Annotated in this window: 14 protein-coding genes; 4 read left to right on the forward strand and 10 right to left on the reverse strand. The window is 74.6% G+C overall.

What is annotated here, in order from left to right; all coding sequences use genetic code 11:
* Nucleotides 1-234: 234 nt before the first annotated feature.
* A complete protein-coding gene (locus tag ACFYMO_RS08355; RefSeq protein WP_388545100.1) occupies nt 235-2,214 on the forward strand; it encodes an anthranilate synthase family protein in 1,980 nt (659 codons plus the stop codon).
* A 76-nt stretch (nt 2,215-2,290) separates the two neighbouring features.
* Here the strand turns inward: ACFYMO_RS08355 and ACFYMO_RS08360 are convergent, their stop codons facing one another.
* The 4 genes from ACFYMO_RS08360 to ACFYMO_RS08375 form a co-directional block, all read right to left on the reverse strand.
* Nucleotides 2,291-3,319: a 6-phosphofructokinase gene (locus tag ACFYMO_RS08360; RefSeq protein ID WP_366772302.1), complete on the reverse strand. Its 1,029-nt coding sequence runs from the start codon at nt 3,317-3,319 to the stop codon at nt 2,291-2,293.
* A 301-nt stretch (nt 3,320-3,620) separates the two neighbouring features.
* Nucleotides 3,621-4,319, reverse strand: coding sequence for a response regulator transcription factor (locus ACFYMO_RS08365; protein ID WP_366772301.1), 699 nt, complete (start codon nt 4,317-4,319; stop codon nt 3,621-3,623).
* Nucleotides 4,309-5,529: a MacS family sensor histidine kinase gene (gene macS, locus ACFYMO_RS08370; RefSeq protein WP_388545243.1), complete on the reverse strand. Its 1,221-nt coding sequence runs from the start codon at nt 5,527-5,529 to the stop codon at nt 4,309-4,311. Before macS ends, ACFYMO_RS08365 begins: the two co-directional genes overlap by 11 nt.
* Nucleotides 5,530-5,714: 185 nt before the next feature.
* Complete coding sequence (locus ACFYMO_RS08375; protein ID WP_388545103.1) at nt 5,715-6,512, reverse strand: lysophospholipid acyltransferase family protein; 798 nt, start codon at nt 6,510-6,512, stop codon at nt 5,715-5,717.
* 257 nt (nt 6,513-6,769) lie between these two features.
* Here ACFYMO_RS08375 and ACFYMO_RS08380 point away from each other — a divergent pair, with 257 nt between their 5' ends.
* Both ACFYMO_RS08380 and ACFYMO_RS08385 read left to right on the forward strand, forming a co-directional pair.
* Nucleotides 6,770-7,567, forward strand: coding sequence for an alpha/beta fold hydrolase (locus tag ACFYMO_RS08380; RefSeq protein ID WP_366772298.1), 798 nt, complete (start codon nt 6,770-6,772; stop codon nt 7,565-7,567).
* A complete protein-coding gene (locus tag ACFYMO_RS08385; RefSeq protein ID WP_388545106.1) occupies nt 7,554-8,159 on the forward strand; it encodes a hypothetical protein in 606 nt (201 codons plus the stop codon). The genes ACFYMO_RS08380 and ACFYMO_RS08385 overlap by 14 nt, the downstream gene beginning before the upstream one ends.
* A gap of 50 nt (nt 8,160-8,209) precedes the next feature.
* Here the strand turns inward: ACFYMO_RS08385 and ACFYMO_RS08390 are convergent, their stop codons facing one another.
* The 6 genes from ACFYMO_RS08390 to ACFYMO_RS08415 all read right to left on the reverse strand — a co-directional run bounded on the left by ACFYMO_RS08390 (nt 8,210) and on the right by ACFYMO_RS08415 (nt 13,958).
* Nucleotides 8,210-8,992 (reverse strand): endonuclease/exonuclease/phosphatase family protein, encoded by a 783-nt coding sequence (locus ACFYMO_RS08390; RefSeq protein ID WP_366772296.1) that lies wholly within the window; start codon nt 8,990-8,992, stop codon nt 8,210-8,212.
* A gap of 20 nt (nt 8,993-9,012) precedes the next feature.
* Nucleotides 9,013-9,954: an ROK family glucokinase gene (locus ACFYMO_RS08395; RefSeq protein WP_360688043.1), complete on the reverse strand. Its 942-nt coding sequence runs from the start codon at nt 9,952-9,954 to the stop codon at nt 9,013-9,015.
* A 266-nt stretch (nt 9,955-10,220) separates the two neighbouring features.
* Nucleotides 10,221-10,904 carry a DUF5304 family protein gene (locus tag ACFYMO_RS08400; protein ID WP_388545109.1) on the reverse strand — a complete coding sequence of 228 codons (684 nt, stop codon included), beginning with the start codon at nt 10,902-10,904 and terminating at the stop codon, nt 10,221-10,223.
* 199 nt (nt 10,905-11,103) lie between these two features.
* Entirely contained in the window at nt 11,104-12,486 is a 1,383-nt protein-coding gene (locus tag ACFYMO_RS08405) for an ArsA family ATPase (RefSeq protein WP_388545246.1), read from the reverse strand.
* A gap of 44 nt (nt 12,487-12,530) precedes the next feature.
* Entirely contained in the window at nt 12,531-13,007 is a 477-nt protein-coding gene (locus ACFYMO_RS08410; RefSeq protein ID WP_026005012.1) for an SRPBCC family protein, read from the reverse strand.
* 189 nt (nt 13,008-13,196) lie between these two features.
* Nucleotides 13,197-13,958, reverse strand: coding sequence for a metallophosphoesterase (locus ACFYMO_RS08415; protein WP_388545112.1), 762 nt, complete (start codon nt 13,956-13,958; stop codon nt 13,197-13,199).
* Nucleotides 13,959-14,312: 354 nt separating this feature from the next.
* Between ACFYMO_RS08415 and ACFYMO_RS08420 the strand changes: the two genes are divergently transcribed.
* Nucleotides 14,313-16,151, forward strand: a complete 1,839-nt coding sequence (locus tag ACFYMO_RS08420; protein ID WP_366772294.1) for a long-chain fatty acid--CoA ligase — start codon at nt 14,313-14,315, stop codon at nt 16,149-16,151.
* Nucleotides 16,152-16,172 lie beyond the last annotated feature (21 nt).

Genomic DNA, 16,172 nt, shown 5'->3' on the forward strand with positions numbered 1-16,172 from the left:
GGCGCCGGTGCCTGGCCGTCCCGGGGCACCGCGCGGAGCCGCGGCGCGGGAGCCGCGTCCGCTAGGGTGTCCGGCATGCACGCGCTGTCGACCATGAACTGGTGGTGGCCCGCCCACACGGCGGCCCGCCACGACGCGCGTATGCACTGAGAGCTCAGCCACGCGCCAGGCCGCCCGAGGGGCGGCCTTTCGCATCTCCGCGGCCGTTCCTCCGTACTCGCGAAGGGACCCCGCATGCACCACTCCGCCGCACCCGCACCCGCCTCCCCGTCCGCCGCCGCTTCTCCCACCGCCCTCGTCGCACGGCTGACCCGGGACGACGCGCCGCCGTTCGCGCTGCTGCGCAGGCGCACCCCCGGCCGGGACACCGATGTCGTCGAGGTGCTCATCGGCAGTGTGCGGCACCCGGCGCGGCTGTCCGACCTGCCGGTGCCCCCGGCGGACCGCGCCGGCGCGCTGGCGCTCGTGCCGTTCCGGCAGATCAGCGAGCGGGGGTTCGACGTCCGCGACGACGGCACCCCGCTGTCCGTGCTGCTGCCCGAGGAGTGCCACGAACTGCCCCCGGCCGACGTCCTCGCCGCGCTGCCCGACCACCGCGTACGGGTCGAGCAGGGCGCCTTCGACGTGCCGGACGACGCCTACGAGGAGATCGTCCGCCGGGTCGTCACCGACGAGATCGGAGCGGGCGAGGGCGCCAACTTCGTGATCCGCCGGGACTACGAGGCACATGTCCCCGGCTTCTCCCGCGCCGACGCGCTCGCGCTCTTCGGCCGGCTGCTCCGCGGCGAGCAGGGCGCCTACTGGACGTTCGTCGTGCACACCGGCGACCGGGTGCTGGTGGGCGCCAGCCCGGAGGTGCACGTGCGGATGAGCGGCGGCACCGTCGTGATGAACCCGATCAGCGGCACCTACCGCTACCCGGAGGGAGGCCCGGACGCGGCGGGGCTGCTGGACTTCCTGGCCGACCGCAAGGAGAGCGAGGAACTCTCCATGGTCGTCGACGAGGAGATGAAGATGATGTGCACCGTCGGCGACGGGGGAGGCGTCGTCGTCGGACCGCGGCTGCGGGAGATGGCCCACCTGGCGCACACCGAGTACGAGTTGCGCGGCCGCAGCACGCTGGACGTGCGCGAGGTGCTGCGCGAGACGATGTTCGCCGCCACGGTGACCGGCTCCCCGGTGGAGAACGCCTGCCGGGTGCTCGGACGGTACGAGAGGGGCGGACGCGGCTACTACGCGGGAGCGCTCGCCCTGCTCGGCCACGACGAGGGCGGCGCCCAGACGCTGGACTCCCCCATCCTCATCCGCACCGCTGACATCGACCCCCGCACCGGACCGCTGCGGGTGCCGGTGGGCGCCACGCTCGTGCGCGCCTCCGACCCGGCCGGTGAGGTGGCGGAGACGCACGCCAAGGCGGCGGGAGTGCTCACGGCGCTGGGCGTGCGGGAGGCACCGGCCGGGGCGGCCGGCGGCCCGCGCCCGCAGCTCGCGGACGACCCCCGGGTGCAGGCCGCGCTGGCGGAGCGGCGCTCGGGGCTCGCACCGTTCTGGCTGCGGATGCGGGTGGGCCGGCCCGCGCGGACCGGTGCGGCACCGGTGCTGGTCGTCGACGGCGAGGACACCTTCACCTCGATGCTGGCGCATCTGCTGGGCGCGACCGGACACCGGGTGCGGGTGCGCCGCTACGACGAGCCGGGGCTGCACCGGGCGGCGCTGCGGCACGAGGGACCCGTCGTACTGGGACCGGGCCCCGGCGATCCGCGCGACGCGGCCGACCCGAAGATGCGGCTGCTGCGCGCGCTGGCCGCCGACCTGGTGCGCGCCCGGCGGCAGCCGCTGCTGGGCGTCTGCCTGGGGCACGAACTGCTCGCCGCCGAGCTGGGCCTGGAGCTGGTCCGCAAGCAGCGCCCGCACCAGGGCGCCCAGGAGGTGATCGACCTGTTCGGGCGGCCGGAGACGGTCGGCTTCTACAACTCCTACGCCGCCCGCTGCGACGAGGCGGCCGCCGCCGAGCTGGCGCTGCACGGCGTCGAGCTGAGCCGCGATCCCGCCGGCGGCGAGGTCCACGCGCTGCGCGGGCCCGGCTTCGCCGGGGTGCAGTTCCACCCGGAGTCGGTGCTGACGCTGGACGGCGCGGCGGTGACGGCACGGCTGCTGACCGCGGCCGACGCGGAGCGCCCCGCGGCGCGGGGCGCGGCACGGACCGCGGACTGACCGCCGGGCCTGCCCGGACCGGGAGAGGGGCTGCCGGCTCCCGGCCCGGGCCTCTCCGGCCCGGGCCGGGGCGCCGTCAGCCGAAGAATACGCCCGCTTCCTCGTAGAGCGCCGGATCGACCGTCTTCAGCTTCTCGGTCGCCTGCGCGAGCGGGACGCGGACGATGTCGGTGCCGCGCAGGGCGACCATGCTGCCCCACTCCTCGCCGCGCACCGCGTCGATGGCGTGCAGGCCGAAGCGGGTGGCCAGCCAGCGGTCGTACGGCGTGGGGGTGCCGCCCCGCTGGATGTGCCCGAGCACCGTGGTGCGGGCCTCCTTGCCGGTGCGGGACTCGATCTCCTTGGCCAGCCACTCGCCCACGCCCGACAGCCGGACATGCCCGAAGGAGTCCGTGGAACCGTCCTTGAGGACCATCTCGCCGCCCTGGGGCATCGCGCCCTCCGCGACGACCACGATCGGCGCGTAGCTGGCCTTGAAGCGGGAGGTGACCCACCCGCAGACCTGCTCGGTGTCGAAGCGCTGCTCGGGGATGAGGATGCAGTTGGCGCCGCCCGCCAGTCCCGAGTGCAGCGCGATCCAGCCCGCGTGCCGCCCCATGACCTCCACCACCAGCACCCGCATATGGGACTCGGCGGTGGTGTGCAGCCGGTCGATGGCCTCGGTGGCGACCGTGACGGCGGTGTTGAAGCCGAAGGTGTAGTCGGTGGCGGACAGGTCGTTGTCGATCGTCTTGGGTACACCGACGCAGCGGATGCCGTGCTCGCCGGTCAGCCGGGCCGCCACCCCCAGTGTGTCCTCGCCGCCGATCGCGATCAGCGCGTCGACCTCGTGCTTGGCGAGATTCTCCTTGATGCGCCGGACACCGTCCTCCTCCTTGAAGGGGTTGGTGCGCGAGGAGCCGAGGATGGTGCCGCCGCGCGGCAGCATGCCGCGCACCGCCGGGATGTCCAGCCGGACCGTCTCCCCCTCCAACGGTCCCCGCCAGCCGTCGCGGAACCCGGTGAAGTCGTAGCCGTACTCCTGGACTCCCTTACGGACCACGGCCCGCATGACCGCATTGAGACCGGGGCAGTCGCCGCCGCCGGTCAGCACTCCGACCCGCATGGGATCTCCCTTCGCCGCGTGGACGCGCCTGGACATACGCCGTGGAAACGGCGCAACGCCCGTCACGCTAGCGGTGATCCACGTCACACGGGATGCACTGTGCGGGGGTTTTCGTTGGGAGATGCGGGATTTGATCCCCAGGCCATCACTCGTACGAAGGACAGACGTCCGGACGCGCCCGGGTCAGCCGCCCGGTGCTGCGCGCCACCATGCGCACACCTTTCGCGGCACTCCGGCACCCCGGCGCAGCGCCGCCACGGCACCCCGGCCCCGCGCCCCTCCTCCGGACCCGAGCGGCGGCTCAGTCGTCCAGACCGCGCTCGATCGCGTACCGCACGAGCTCCACCCGGTTGTGCAACTGCAGCTTGCCCAGGGTGTTCTGGACATGGTTCTGCACGGTGCGGTGCGAGATGACCAGCCGCTCGGCGATCTGCTTGTAGCCCAGCCCCTTGGCGACCAGGCGCAGCACCTCCGTCTCCCGGTCGGTCAGCTTCGGCACATCCGGGCCCTCCGCGGCGGCCGGGGCCGGGTCGGCGGCCAGCCTGCGGTACTCGCCCAGCACCAGGCCGGCGAGCCCCGGGGTGAAGACCGGATCACCCAGCGCCGTGCGGCGCACCGCGTCCAGCAGCTCCTGCGGGCCCGCGGACTTGACCAGATACCCCGTGGCCCCGGACTTGACGGCCTCCAGCACATCGGTGTGCTCGCCGCTGGCCGACAGCACCAGCACCCGCGGCGCGGACCCGCGGCCGACCAGTTCGCGGCAGACCTCCACTCCTGGCCTGCCCGGCAGGTTCAGATCCAGTACCAGCACGTCGGGCGCGGCGGCGCGGGCCCTGCGGACGGCCTGCTCGCCGTCGCCGGCCGTGGCGACGACCTCGAACCCGGCCTCGGCCAGATCCCGGGCCACAGCCTCGCGCCACATCGGATGGTCGTCCACGACCATCACCCTGACGGGTGCCGCGAGGCCGTCCGGCCCGGTCCGCCGCTCCTCAGTCGCCATCCTTGGGAACCCTCATCTCCACTTCCGTCCCCTGCCCGGGCACCGACACCAGCTCGGCGGTGCCGCCCAGTTCCCGCAGCCTTCCCCGGATGGACAGCGCGACGCCCATCCGCCCCTCCGCCTCGGCGGCCGCCAGCCGTCCCGCGGGAATGCCGGGACCGTCGTCCCGCACCGACACGATCACCGCGTCCGGCTCGTCCTCCAGCAGGATCCAGGCCCGCGCCCCGGCCTCCGTCCCACGCCCGGCGTGCCGGTCCACATTGTCCAGCGCGGCGCCGACGGCGGCCGCCAGCTCCGCGGCCGTACGGCCGGGCAGCAGCACGGGGGCGCCGGGCTCGGCGAACGTGACCCGGGCCCCCGCGTACGAGGAGAGCAGCGCCCGTACGTCGCACGGCCCGGCCCCGGCCCCGGCCTCCGCACCGCCCCCGGGATCCGCGCCGCCGCGGGGACCGTCCCGCGGGCCGGGCACGGCACCGGGCTCCGGGGCGGGGCCAGGGGCGCGTCCCGGTTCGGGCACCACCCCGCTGGAAACGAGGGCACGCAGAGCGACCTCCTGCTCCCCCGCCATCCGGCCGAGCTCCGCCGCCTCCCCGCCCAGGGCCGTTCCCCTGCGCTGCACCATGGCCAGCACCTGGAGGACGCTGTCGTGGATGTCGCGGGCCAGCCGCTCCCGCTCGCGGGTCGCCGCCTCTATCCGGAGCGCCCGCGCCAGGGTGCGCTCGCTGGCGCGGGCCACCTCGATGACGTAGCCGATGGCGACGCTCGCCACGCAGACGAGCAGCACGTTGTGGAACGTGGAGCGGGTGATCATGCCGCGTTCGACGACGTTGGCGATCCCGACCAGCACCGAGGCGCCGGCCGCCCAGCGCCAGCCGCCCTTGAGCGCGAACGCGAGGACGGGTCCCGCCACCCAGATGGAGGGCAGGGTCGGGCCGACCTGGTGGTGCCCGTCGACCACGAGCGTCAGGAGGATCCCGGCGAGACCCAGCGCGATGTCCGTGACCAGGAACGGCAGCGTGCAGCGGTCGGCCGAGCCGAGGTTGCGCAGGGTGGCGAACGTCCAGCAGCCGAGCAGCAGCAGGAAGAGCACGCCCGGGAGCGGCGCGCTGTACTGCGGGTAACTCCAGGCGAAGACACCGGCGGCGTAGAGCACGGCAAGGATCCGGTAGCCGGTCAACGCCCGCCACAGCGGCTGCTCGACGGACATCATGCGCACCGCCACACCCGCCCCCTCTCTCCGCGGCGGGACACCTCCGCCGCGGTCGTTCCGCACTCCCCGCCCCGCGCCACGCCCGTATCTCCCGGACCGGCCTCGACCGGACCGGGACGGGCCGACGGGGCCCGTACGCCGGAAGACCCGGACGGGTAGCCCCGGCCCGCCCGGGCGGGAGGACTCTAGGCCGCGCGGCCGTCCCCGGCCCGGTCCTGCCCGTCCTGCCCGTCCTGCCCGTCCTGCCCCTGCGCCGGCCGCTCCTTGCGCGCGGCCTCGGCGGCCTTCTCCGCCTTGGCGGCCTCGGCCAGTTGGCGCTTGGCCGCCGTCGCGTAGATGTCGACGTACTCCTGCCCGGACAGCTTCAGGATCGCGTACATCACCTCGTCGGTGACCGCGCGCTGGATGAACCGGTCGTTGTCCATGCCCTGGTACCGGCTGAAGTCCAGCGGCGCACCGATCCGGATGCCCGGGCGCATCAGCTTGGGCACGACCTTCCCGGGCGGCTGGATCTTCTCCGTGTCGATCATCGCCACCGGGAGCACCGGCGCACCCGAGCGCAGCGCGACCCGCGCCAGACCGCCGGGCTTGCCGCGGTAGAGGCGCCCGTCGGGCGAGCGGGTGCCCTCGGGGTAGATCCCGAACAACTCGCCGCGCTCCAGGACCTCCAGCCCGCTGCGGATCGCCGCCTCACCCGCTCCGCGCACGCCGGAGCGGTCCACCGGGAGCTGGCCGACGCCCTTGAAGAACGCCGCCGTCAGCTTGCCCTTGATCCCGGGTGAGGTGAAGTACTCGGCCTTCGCGATGAAGGTGACCTTCCGGTCCAGGACGGCGGGCAGGAAGAAGGAGTCGGAGAAGGAGAGGTGGTTGCTCGCCAGGATGGCGGGCCCCTCGGCGGGCACGTTCTCCAGGCCCTCCACCCAGGGCCGGAACGCGAGCTTCAGCGAGCTGCCGACCGACAGCTTCATCGCGCTGTAGAACAACCTCGACCTCCTTGGTGGGACCGCACCGACCCTATCCCGCCCCGGTGCTCCCGGACCCGGCCGTCCGCACCCGGCCGCGGGCAGCCGGGCTCCGCCACGGCAGCGGCCGCCGGGCAGGCACCCGCCTGCCGCCGGGGCCGCGGCGCCCGGCCGGTGCACTCCTGCGGGCCCCCGGACACTGCCGGAGTGCCCGGCGACGAATTAGGGTGGCAGCACTCCTTGCCGAGTTCCGACCGCTGAGCCTCTGGAGGCCCACCGTGCCGCCCATCCTCCCCGGAGCCGAGCCTTTCCGCCACGACGGTTCGTCGACCGGCGTACTGCTCTGCCACGGCTTCACCGGGTCCCCGCAGTCGCTGCGCCCCTGGGCCGAGGACCTGGCCGGGCACGGCCTGACCGTCTCCCTGCCGCTGCTTCCCGGCCACGGCACCCGCTGGGAGGAACTGGCGGTGACGGGCTGGGAGGACTGGTACGCGACCGTGGACCGGGAGCTGCGGCTGCTGCGCGACCGGTGCGAGCAGGTCTTCGTCTGCGGCCTGTCGATGGGCGGTGCGCTGGCGCTGCGGCTGGCCGCCCGGCACGGTGCGGCGGTGCGGGGGATCGTCCTGGTCAACCCGGCGACGACGTTCCCGCGGATGCAGGGGTACGCGCTGACCCTCGGCCGCTTCCTGATCCGCTCGGCGCCGGGCATCGCGGACGACATCGCCAAGGGTGGCCGGCACGAGGTGGGCTACGACCGGGTGCCCACCCGGGCCGCGTACGCGATGCGCGACCTCGTCCGCGTCGTCCGCGGCGACCTGCCGGAGGTGACGCAGCCGCTCCTGCTGCTGCACAGCAGGACGGACCATGTGGTGCCGCCCACCGACTCCGCACTCGTCCTGAGCCGGGTCTCCTCCACTGACGTCACCGAGACCGTGCTGGAGCACAGCTACCACGTCGCCACCCTCGACCACGACGCGGAGCAGATCTTCGCCGACAGCCGCGGCTTCATCGACCGGCTCACCGCCGCCGGGAACACGCCGCTCAACACGGCACGGAGCGTCCGTGACAGCGCGTGACCCGGACGAGGAGGAGCCGCACGAGTCCGGGGGCGCGTCCGGATCGCGCGGCGGCTCGTCCCTGCCCCCCGAGGAGGAGGCGGCCTGGGCCGCGATCGTCGCCGCGTACGGCGAGGAGCCCGCGGCGGACACGGCGGACGGCGCGTCCGGGAGCGGGAGCCGCGGCACGGACGGGGACCGGGAGGAGGACCGGGAGCCGGACGGCGACATGCTCGCCAAGCCCCGGCCCGCTCCCGACACGGAGCCCCCGGCGCGCAGCTTCACCGTCTACGCGGCCGGAACCGGGCCGCGCGACTGGCAGCCCGCACCCGCGGACGACGGTGCGGACGACGAGGACGGCGAAGGGCACTTCGAGCCGCCGGAGCCGCCGCCGCTGCCCGAGACGGACACCACCACCAAGTTCGCCTGGGTCGCCGCGCTGGGCGGGCCGCTGCTGCTGATCGGCGCCGTGCTGTTGCAGGCCGATCTGACGTGGTGGATCGTCACGCTGGGGGTGGGCGGATTCCTGGGCGGGTTCGCCACCCTGGTGACCCGGCTGCGGGACGGCCGGGACGACGATCCGGACGACCCGGGCCGCGGCGCGGTGGTCTGACGACGATCCGGACGACCCGGGCCGCGGCGCGGTGGTCCGGCCGGGCCGGTTCACCCCGCGGGGACGCGCAGGGCCGCCAGCACCGGGAGGTGGTCGGTGGCGGCGGCCAGGTCGGCCTCCGCCACCCCCGGCAGCCCCCGGGGCACGCCCGCACCCAGTACCGCGACCCGCTCCCCCGCGAAGACGGCGTCGATGCGCTGCCGCGGTGCCGCGGCGGGTGAGGTGTGCTCCCCGCTCCAGGGCGCGGCGTCCCAGGCGTCCCGCAGTTCCGCACCGAGCAGCGCGAACGTCCGCCCGCCCGCCCGCTCGTTGACGTCTCCGGCGGCCACCACTGCGGGGCCCAGCGCGGCGGCCCGCGCCAGCAGTGCGCGGGCCTGCTCCCGCCGTTCGCGGGCCTGCAGACTCAGATGGAAACTGACCACGCCCAGCCGGGCCGCGGGGCCGAACCGCAGCCGGGCGAGCGCGAACCCGCGCCGGTGCAGCCCGGGCGTCCGCGGCAGCAGCACGTCCTCGGTGTGCTCCACATGGGCCCGCAGCGAGGCGAGGACCAGCGGTCCGGCAGCCGTCGCACCGCCGGTCACATAGGTGAGGCCGGTGCGGCGCGCCAGCCAGGCGGCGCGCTTGCGCCAGCGGAAGAAGCGCGGCGCCTCCTGCACGCACACGACGTCCGGGGCGCAGGCCCGGACGACCCGGACGAGCGCCTCCGGATCGTCGCGCAGGGAGCGGATGTTGTAGCTGAGCAGCCGGACGACGGCCGCGCCGTCGGGCTCCGTTCGGGAGTGCGGCAGTTCCGCGGCCCGCACGGGCCGCGCCCCGGTGGAGTGCCCCGTCATCGGCGCGGCCCCCGGTCCGGTCAGCCCTGGCGGGCGAGGTCCGCGACGCCCACCAGGCCCGCCTTGTTGCCCAGTTGGGCGGCGAGCACATCGGCGTGCGGGCGCCAGCGGCTGCCGACGAGCCAGCGCCGGTAGGACTTGCGGATCGGGTCGAGGACCAGTTCGCCCTCGTCGGAGACGCCGCCGCCGACGATGAAGGCGCCCGGGTCGAAGAGGGAGGCCAGGTCGGCGAGGCCGGCGCCCACCCAGCGGGCGAGTTCGCGGAAGGAGTCGATGGCGACCGGATCGCCCTGCCGGGCCGCCTGGCTGACGTGCTTGCCGTGGATGCCCTCGGTGGTGCCGTCGCCCAGCCCCAGCAGGATCTCGGCGTTGTCCGGGGTGGCGGTGGCGCGCTGCTGGGCGTAGCGCAGCAGCGCGCGCCCGGAGGCGTACTGCTCCCAGCAGCCCTGGTTGCCGCAGCCGCACAGCAGGCCGTCGGGGACCATCCGGATGTGGCCGAACTCGGCGGCCACTCCGTACCGTCCGCGGTGCAGCTTGCCGCCGATGATGGTGCCGCCGCCCAGGCCGGTGCCGATGGTGATGCAGACGACGTCCTCGTGGCCGGTGCCGACGCCGAACTTGTACTCGCCCCAGGCCGCGGCATTGGCGTCGTTCTCGATCACGACGGGCAGGTCGATGCGCTGCTCGACCTTGTCCTTGAGCGGCTCGTGACGCCAGCTCAGGTTGGGGGTGAACAGCACAGTGGCGCGCTTGTCGTCCACGTACCCGGGAGCGCCGATCCCGACGGCCTCCACCTGGTGTTCGGCACTGGCCTGCCGGACGGCGTCCGCGATGGCGTCGATCACGGCGTCGGGGGTGTCGGGTGTGGGCACCTTGCTGGTCTCGAGGATCGTGCCTTTCTCGTCCACAACGCCAGCCGCGATCTTGGTGCCGCCGATGTCGACCCCGATTGTGAGTCCCATGTGTCCCTCGGTCATCCGATGTGATCCCCGCCGCAGCCAACCGTACCGGAGCGCACCGGCCCACCGGGCACGGTCGGGCACGTGCCGGGGACCGGCAGGCGCCCGACGGGGCCGGGCACCTGCCGGAGGGACGGCGCCGACGGCTGCCGGGGCAGGGGCTGCGGGGGGGGAGCAGGAGGCCGGGGGCCTGCCTCGCAGGGCTCCGACCGTGGCCGGGGTCCGCGCCGCCCGCCGGGGGTGCGCTCACCGGCGCCGCCCGGGGCCGCTCAGGCGCCGCCGCGCGCCTCCGGGCCCCCGCTATCGCCACCGGTCCCTTCGCCGCGCCCGGTGCCACCCGGCGCCTCGTCCCCGGACCGCTCCGTCGAGGGGCGCGCCGGGTCCGAGCCGGGGGCCGCGTCCGATGCGGTGCCGGAGCCGGGATCGGCGTCGGCGTCGGCGTCGGCGTCCGGCTCGACCACGATCTCCTCGACGACCCGGGCGTCGCGGTCGGCGGCGCGGGTGAGGTCGGCGGCCTCCTCGACGTCGATCCGGTCGCCGCCGGCGGCAGGGCCGGACGCGTTCGCGTCCCGCGGCTCGCTCCAGCGGCGCTCGGACTCCTGGACCACGGAACGGTAGGCGGCCAGCAGTTCCCCGCCGGCCGCCGCGAGGTGGTCGAAGAGCTGCGGATTGCGCTCGACGACCGGCTCGAAGGTCGCCTTGGCCTGCTTGAACAGCTGCTGCGCCACACCCTGTGCGGCGGCCGATCCGACCGTGCCCGCCAAGGGCTTGCCGAACTCGGCGACCTTCTCGGTGACCGCGTCCGCCAGCCTGCGCAGTTCCTCGGCCGCGCTGGTGGGCGGCGGGCCGTACCGGGCGCGGCGGCGCGCCTTCTCGGCGGTCAGGTCCTCCTCGCACGCGGTGGCCCAGGCGTCGGGGTCCGGGGCGTCGGGGCGCTCGGCTTCATCGCTCATGGCGGGCTCCTACGGGCGGCGGGTGGCGGACGGTGCGCGGGGGTGCGCGGCGGGTGCTGACACGGGTTCCGCGCACCTTTCGACGTTACCCGAACGGCGGCGCCGGGTGTGGGCGTCCGGTCGCGGGGACGGACTGCGGGACGCCCGCCCGATCCGTACCGACCGGCCCGTACCGACCAGCCCGTGCCGACGTGTCCGCTCAGTCCGCACGTCCGGCGGGCCGGGAACCGGCCTGCTCGGGCCACAGCTCCGGGTCGGGCGTGAAGCGGACCCCCAGCACCCCGCCCTTGAGGCCGGCGCCGGAGACGCGGCAGCGGCGCAGCGCCGAGGGGAGCGGCAGCACCCGCCGATAGGGGCCGACACCCACGGTCAACTCGTCCCCGCGGCGCACCAGTTCCAGCTCGTCCCGGTCGGCGCCCGGCAGCGGGAGCTGCCACACCAGCCGGCCGTCCCCGGCCAGCCGGTCCTCCAGCCAGCCGTAGGCGACGTCGGTGCCGGGCCCGCTCTCGGCCCCGGCGGGCGGGTGCAGCCCGGGGCCGCCCTCCCGGCCGGGCGGCACGGCGGTGCGGGCTGCGGCGGCCAGCGCCCCCAGGTCCTCGGGGCCGCGCGGATCCCGGCCCAGGTGCGGCAGCTCGCACAGCGGGACGCCCTCGGCCTCGCACTTCTCGCGCAGATCCGCGAGCGCGGTCTGCTGCTGCCCGGCCAGCGCCGCCAGCCAGGAGTCCGCGGAGCCCGCGGGCAGCAGCCGGTTGGCGACGACGGACTCCAGCGCGAGCCCGTGCAGCCGCAGTCCGGCGCCGGCCGTGCGCAGGGCCTCGGCGGCGAACGGTCCGGGCTCGGTGACCAGCCGGACGACCGTCGCCGGGGACTCCACGACCCGCTGGACCGCGGCCAACTCCTGCGACCAGCGTGTGGCGGACTCGTACAGCCACTGCGCGGGCATCGGAGCGCCGGCGAGCTGGGCCAGCACGGGGCGCAGGGCACGGGCCGCCTGCCGCTCGGCGGGGACGAGGCGGCGCAGATAGCGGCGCAGTTGTGCGGGCAGCGCGAGCAGGTTGATCCCCTGCGGGGAGGGGGGCATGTCCGCGACGACGATGTCCCAGCCGGCGCCCCCATCGGAGTCCCGGCCGGCGCCGTCCCCGCCCTCGCGCCCCTCGCGGTCCGGCGTCCCGTCGGCGCTCCCCGCGTCCTCGCCGTGTGCCAGCAGCAGGGCGCGCAGCAGTGCGAACGTCTGCGCGCCGGGCAGTTCGGTCAGCTCGTCCTCGTCCAGCGGTACGGCGCCCAGCAGATCGAGCACGGTCTTGCCGCGCTCCTGGAGGGCGACGGCCCGGCTGCGGAACTCCGCGCCGGAGTCGATGCGCTGCAACCACAACCCCGGCACCGCGGCGACGGGTTCCGGCGCGCCCGCAGCGGACGTGTCCGTCGGGGGAACCGGTGCATCGGGTGCCGCACCGAGCAGCGCGGCCAGATGGCGGGCCGGCTCGGCGCTCAGCAGCAGGGTGCGGTGCCCCTGGGCGGCGGCCGCGCACGCGGTGGCCGCGGCGACCGTGCTGCGCCCCGCTCCGCCCGCGCCGGTGACCAGGACGGTCTGCGGGCCGGTGGGCGCGGAGCCGGGGGCCGCGCCGGTCAGTTGCCGGCCTCCGACGCCTCGGCGCCGCCCGCCTCGACACGCTTCTTCAGCCCGTCGAGCGCGCGGTCGATGATGACCTTCTCCGCCTTGCGCTTGATCATGCCGAGCATGGGGATCTTGACGTCGACGGTGAGCTGGTAGGTGACCTCGGTGCGCGCGCCGCCGTCGACCGGGGTGAGCCGGTAGAGGCCGTCCAGGGAGCGCAGCATCTGGGACTTGACCAGGGACCAGCGCACCTCGTGCGGCTCGGCGCCGCCGAGCCACTCGTAGGCCAGGGTGTGCTCGTCCTTGATGGCTCCGGCGTCCAGCAGCAGGCGCACCTGTTCGGCGTGGCCGTGCTCGTCCCGGCCGAGGACCTCGGCCTCCTTCACCTCGCCGGCCCACTCCGGGTAGCGGGGGAAGTCGGAGATCACGCTCATCACGGCCCCGGGCGCCGCGTCGACCGTGATGCTCGAGCTGGTGTGTTCCGCCATCGCCATGGCCCTCCGATATACCGTGTCCGAATTGTCCGCCGTGCGGCACCCGCCGCACGTGGACGAGCGCGCGATGCCCGCCGATGCCCGCCGCACGTGGACAAGACCGTGCGGGATGCCCGCCGGGGTGCGGGGATGCGTCTGCCGTCGAAGGCTACCCCGCGCCCCTTCGGCGCGGCGCCGCACGGGTCACCACTCCAGCACCCAGGGGGTCCCGGTGGCATTGAAGTGGCCGACGTTGACGCACTCGGTGGCGCCGATCCGCATCCGCCGGACCAGCGGCTGATGGACATGGCCGAAAAGGTGGTAGCGCGGCCGCACCTCGTGCAGCGCCTCCAGCAGGTGCGTGCTGCCCCGCTCGAAGCGGCGCGCGACGGTGTCGTAGCACAGCTCGGGCACCTCGGGCGGGATGTGGCTGCACAGCACGTCGACCTCGCCCAGCGCGGCGACCTTGGCCGCGTAGGTCTCGTCGTCGATCTCGTAGGGCGTGCGCATCGGGGTGCGCAGACCGCCGCCGACGAAGCCGAACCGCCACCCCCCGATGTCGGCCGTCTCGCCGTCGAGGACCCGGACACCCTCGGGTGCGTATTCCGGCCACAGGGGCGGCACGTCGACGTTGCCGTAGGTGGCGTACGTGGGCGCCGGGAAGGCGGCGAACAGTTCGGCGTACTGCTTGCGCACCGCCCGCTCCGTCGCGGCGTCGCGGTCGATCCCGGCCCACAGCTCCCGGGCGAAGGCGCGGGCCTCGGTGAAGCGCCGGGCCGTGCGCAGGGCGACGATGCGGTCCGCGTTCTCGACGCCGAACAGGTCGGGGAAGATGCCGCGCGAGTGGTCGGCGTAGTCCAGGAAGAGGACGAGGTCTCCCAGACAGATCAGCGCGTCCGCGCCGGCGCCCGCCTTCCCGAGGTCGGCACTGTTGCCGTGTACGTCGCTGACCACGTGGACTCGCATGCGCCCACCCTAGGTCGCCCCGCGCGCACCCGGGAGAGGGAGCCGCCTGCGGGCGGCGGGCGCGGGGCGGGTGCACCCGTCCGCTGGGACGGCCGAAAAGTGCGGTACGCACCACTGTTCCCGCTCTCTCCCCCTCGCGACTTCCGTGTCCGTGAACACCTCGACTAGGCTGCTATCAGCCATCTCCACCTGTGACGCACAAAACATCTGCGCGCCACCCTCTACCCCCACCCCCATACCGATGGGTAACGTCCGGGCCGTCATTCTTCCGGGATCGTCCGCCGACCCTGGACCGAGCCAACGGAGGCCGGCCCCCCGCGGCCCCTTTTGGCGCGCCGACGAGGAGCAGCAGTCTTGCGCGAGTACAGCCTTCCGGCCCTCTATGAAGTCCCCGCAGAGGGAAACCTGACGGACCTCATCCGCCGGAACGCGGCTCGGCACCCGGATCTCCCCGTCATCGGGCGCAAGCGGAACGGCCGCTGGGAGGACCTGACCGCCGCCGCGTTCCTCGCCGAGGTGCGGCAGGCCGCCAAGGGCCTGATAGCCGCGGGCGTGGAACCCGGCGACCGGGTGGGCCTGATGTCCCGCACCCGCTACGAGTGGACGCTGCTGGACTTCGCCATCTGGAGCGCGGGCGGCGTCACCGTGCCCGTCTACGAGACCAGCTCGCCCGAGCAGATCTCCTGGATCCTGGGCGATTCCGGCGCTGTCGCCTGCCTGGTGGAGACCGACGCGCACACCGCCGCCGTGGAGTCCGTCCGCGACCGGCTGCCCGCGCTGCGGGACGTGTGGCAGATCGAGCCCGCCGCAGACGCGGAGCAGAGCACCGAGAAGAGCGCCGGGGAGAGCACCGCCGTCGCCCGGCTCGCCGCGCTCGGCGCCGGGATCGGCGACGAGCTGGTCGAGGAGCGCAGCTCCGCCGCCGACGCGGACTCCCCCGCCACCATCGTCTACACCTCCGGCACCACCGGTCGCCCCAAGGGCTGCGTGCTCACCCACCGCAGCTTCTTCGCGGAGTGCGGGAACGTCGTCGAGCGGCTGCGCCCGATGTTCCGTCCCGGCGAGGGATCGGTGCTGCTGTTCCTGCCGGTCGCCCACGTCTTCGGACGACTGGTGCAGGTGGCGGCCGTGATGGCGCCGATCAAGCTGGGGCACGTCTCGGACCTGCGGAACCTCACCGACGAGCTCGGTTCCTTCCGCCCGACGATGGTGCTGGGCGTCCCCCGGGTCTTCGAGAAGGTCTTCAACTCCGCGCGAGCGCAGGCCGTCGCCGGCGGCAAGGGCAAGATCTTCGACCGGGCCGCCGAGGTCGCCGGTGCCTACAGCCGCGCCCTGGACGACCCGGCCGGCCCCTCGCTCAAGCTGCGGATCCAGCACAAGGTCTTCGACAAGCTGGTCTACAGCAAGCTGCGCGCCGTGCTCGGCGGGCGGGCCACGCACGCCATCTCCGGCGGCGCGCCGCTGGGCGCGCGGCTGGGCCACTTCTTCCGCGGCGTCGGCTTCACCGTGCTGGAGGGCTACGGGCTGACCGAGTCCTGCGCCGCGACCGCCTTCAACCCCTACGACCGGCCCAAGATCGGCACCGTGGGGCAGCCGCTGCCGGGATCCGTGGTGCGGATCGCCGACGACGGGGAGGTGCTGCTGCACGGCGAGCACCTGTTCACCGGCTACTGGAACAACCAGCAGGCGAGCGACGAGGCACTGACCGACGGCTGGTTCCACACCGGCGACCTGGGCACCCTGGACGCCGACGGCTATCTGACCATCACCGGGCGCAAGAAGGAGATCCTGGTCACCGCGGGCGGCAAGAACGTCGCGCCGGCCGTGATCGAGGACCGCATCCGGGCGCACGCGCTGGTCGCCGAGTGCATGGTGGTCGGCGACGGCCGCCCCTTCGTCGGCGCACTGCTGACCGTGGACGAGGAGTTCCTGCCGCGCTGGGCCGCCGAGCACGGCAAGGAGCAGCTCGCCCACGAGAAGCTGCTGGCCGACCCCGAGCTGCTCGCCGAGCTCCAGACCGCCGTGGACGAGGGCAACAAGGCCGTCTCCAAGGCCGAGTCGGTCCGCAAGTTCCGAGTGCTGCGGGAGCAGTTCACCGAGGACTCCGGCCATGTCACCCCCTCCCTGAAGCTGAAGCGGGGCGTGGTCGCCAAGGACTTCGCCGACGAGATCGAGGCCCTCTACACGGCCTAGGCCCGCACCTCGCGGGTCCGG

The organism is Streptomyces sp. NPDC007025 (assembly GCF_042869455.1).
In the GTDB taxonomy this organism is placed as follows: domain Bacteria; phylum Actinomycetota; class Actinomycetes; order Streptomycetales; family Streptomycetaceae; genus Streptomyces.